The following is a 3,047-nucleotide window of genomic DNA, read 5'->3' on the forward strand; positions in this document are numbered from 1 at the left end:
TGTTCTTTGAAAACTAGATAACAGAAGTAATTCACATTCAATTAGTAATGCAAGATATCACGTAGTGATTCTTTTTAACGGTTAAGTTAGAAAGGGCGCACGGTGGATGCCTTGGCACTAGGAGCCGATGAAGGACGGGACGAACACCGATATGCTTCGGGGAGCTGTAAGCAAGCTTTGATCCGGAGATTTCCGAATGGGGAAACCCACCACTCGTAATGGAGTGGTATCCATATCTGAATACATAGGATATGAGAAGGCAGACCCGGGGAACTGAAACATCTAAGTACCCGGAGGAAGAGAAAGCAAATGCGATTCCCTGAGTAGCGGCGAGCGAAACGGGACCAGCCCAAACCAAGAGGCTTGCCTCTTGGGGTTGTAGGACACTCTGTACGGAGTTACAAAGGAACGAGGTAGATGAAGAGGTCTGGAAAGGCCCGCCATAGGAGGTAACAGCCCTGTAGTCAAAACTTCGTTCTCTCCTGAGTGGATCCTGAGTACGGCGGAACACGTGAAATTCCGTCGGAATCCGGGAGGACCATCTCCCAAGGCTAAATACTCCCTAGTGACCGATAGTGAACCAGTACCGTGAGGGAAAGGTGAAAAGCACCCCGGAAGGGGAGTGAAAGAGATCCTGAAACCGTGTGCCTACAAGTAGTCAGAGCCCGTTAACGGGTGATGGCGTGCCTTTTGTAGAATGAACCGGCGAGTTACGATCCCGTGCAAGGTTAAGCAGAAGATGCGGAGCCGCAGCGAAAGCGAGTCTGAATAGGGCGAATTGAGTACGTGGTCGTAGACCCGAAACCAGGTGATCTACCCATGTCCAGGGTGAAGTTCAGGTAACACTGAATGGAGGCCCGAACCCACGCACGTTGAAAAGTGCGGGGATGAGGTGTGGGTAGGGGTGAAATGCCAATCGAACCTGGAGATAGCTGGTTCTCTCCGAAATAGCTTTAGGGCTAGCCTCAAGGTAAGAGTCTCGGAGGTAGAGCACTGATTGGACTAGGGGCCCCTACCGGGTTACCGAATTCAGTCAAACTCCGAATGCCGATGACTTATCCTTGGGAGTCAGACTGCGAGTGATAAGATCCGTAGTCGAAAGGGAAACAGCCCAGACCGCCAGCTAAGGTCCCAAAGTATACGTTAAGTGGAAAAGGATGTGGAGTTGCTTAGACAACCAGGATGTTGGCTTAGAAGCAGCCACCATTTAAAGAGTGCGTAATAGCTCACTGGTCGAGTGACTCTGCGCCGAAAATGTACCGGGGCTAAACGTATCACCGAAGCTGCGGACTGTTCTTCGAACAGTGGTAGGAGAGCGTTCTAAGGGCTGTGAAGCAAGACCGGAAGGACTTGTGGAGCGCTTAGAAGTGAGAATGCCGGTATGAGTAGCGAAAGAGGGGTGAGAATCCCCTCCACCGAATGCCTAAGGTTTCCTGAGGAAGGCTCGTCCGCTCAGGGTTAGTCGGGACCTAAGCCGAGGCCGAAAGGCGTAGGCGATGGATAACAGGTTGATATTCCTGTACCACCTCCTCACCATTTGAGCAATGGGGGGACGCAGGAGGATAGGGTAAGCGCGGTATTGGATATCCGCGTCCAAGCAGTTAGGCTGGGAAATAGGCAAATCCGTTTCCCGTGAAGGCTGAGCTGTGATGGCGAGCGAATTATAGTAGCGAAGTTCCTGATTCCACACTGCCAAGAAAAGCCTCTAGCGAGGTGAGAGGTGCCCGTACCGCAAACCGACACAGGTAGGCGAGGAGAGAATCCTAAGGTGATCGAGAGAACTCTCGTTAAGGAACTCGGCAAAATGACCCCGTAACTTCGGGAGAAGGGGTGCTCTGTTAGGGTGCAAGCCCGAGAGAGCCGCAGTGAATAGGCCCAGGCGACTGTTTAGCAAAAACACAGGTCTCTGCGAAGCCGTAAGGCGAAGTATAGGGGCTGACGCCTGCCCGGTGCTGGAAGGTTAAGAGGAGCGCTTAGCGTAAGCGAAGGTGCGAATTGAAGCCCCAGTAAACGGCGGCCGTAACTATAACGGTCCTAAGGTAGCGAAATTCCTTGTCGGGTAAGTTCCGACCCGCACGAAAGGCGCAACGATCTGGGCACTGTCTCAACGAGAGACTCGGTGAAATTATAGTACCTGTGAAGATGCAGGTTACCCGCGACAGGACGGAAAGACCCCGTGGAGCTTTACTGCAGCCTGATATTGAATGTTGGTACAGCTTGTACAGGATAGGTAGGAGCCTTGGAAACCGGAGCGCCAGCTTCGGTGGAGGCATCGGTGGGATACTACCCTGGCTGTATTGACCTTCTAACCCGCCGCCCTTATCGGGCGGGGAGACAGTGTCAGGTGGGCAGTTTGACTGGGGCGGTCGCCTCCTAAAAGGTAACGGAGGCGCCCAAAGGTTCCCTCAGAATGGTTGGAAATCATTCGCAGAGTGTAAAGGCACAAGGGAGCTTGACTGCGAGACCTACAAGTCGAGCAGGGACGAAAGTCGGGCTTAGTGATCCGGTGGTTCCGCATGGAAGGGCCATCGCTCAACGGATAAAAGCTACCCCGGGGATAACAGGCTTATCTCCCCCAAGAGTCCACATCGACGGGGAGGTTTGGCACCTCGATGTCGGCTCATCGCATCCTGGGGCTGTAGTCGGTCCCAAGGGTTGGGCTGTTCGCCCATTAAAGCGGTACGCGAGCTGGGTTCAGAACGTCGTGAGACAGTTCGGTCCCTATCCGTCGCGGGCGCAGGAAATTTGAGAGGAGCTGTCCTTAGTACGAGAGGACCGGGATGGACGCACCGCTGGTGTACCAGTTGTTCTGCCAAGGGCATCGCTGGGTAGCTATGTGCGGACGGGATAAGTGCTGAAAGCATCTAAGCATGAAGCCCCCCTCAAGATGAGATTTCCCATTCCGCAAGGAAGTAAGATCCCTGAAAGATGATCAGGTTGATAGGTCTGAGGTGGAAGTGTGGCGACACATGGAGCTGACAGATACTAATCGATCGAGGACTTAACCAATTTGAATGTATGCTTACTGTTATCTAGTTTTGAGAGAA

Annotated in this window: 1 rRNA gene; it reads left to right on the top strand. The window is 52.9% G+C overall.

The window, feature by feature from the left end:
* The first annotated feature begins 79 nt into the window (after positions 1 to 79).
* A 23S ribosomal RNA gene (locus V7728_RS20220) occupies positions 80 to 3,009 on the top strand.
* Positions 3,010 to 3,047: the final 38 nt, after the last annotated feature.

The sequence above is a fragment of the Bacillus sp. JHAA genome (assembly GCF_036961585.1).
Taxonomy (GTDB): Bacteria; Bacillota; Bacilli; order Bacillales; family Bacillaceae; genus Bacillus; species Bacillus velezensis.